At 53.2% G+C, this 299-nt stretch carries 1 rRNA gene; it reads right to left on the minus strand.

The annotated features are described in order from the left end of the window. Positions 1–299, minus strand: a 23S ribosomal RNA gene (locus KFD70_RS29370); the annotation flags it as partial.

The raw sequence follows: 299 nt of genomic DNA on the forward strand, positions 1-299 counted from the left end.
CTCGACTTGTAGGTCTCGCAGTCAAGCTCCCTTATGCCTTTGCACTCTACGAATGATTTCCAACCATTCTGAGGGAACCTTTGGGCGCCTCCGTTACACTTTAGGAGGCGACCGCCCCAGTCAAACTGCCCACCTGACACTGTCTCCCGGGTCGATAAGACCCGTAGGTTAGAATTTCAATACAGTCAGGGCGGTATCCCACCAGCGCCTCCACCGAAGCTAGCGCTCCGGCTTCAAAGGCTCCCGCCTATCCTGTACAAACTGTACCAAAATTCAATATCAGGCTACAGTAAAGCTCC

Source organism: Bacillus pfraonensis (assembly GCF_050768835.1).
Classification (GTDB): Bacteria; Bacillota; Bacilli; order Bacillales; family Bacillaceae_G; genus Bacillus_A; species Bacillus_A pfraonensis.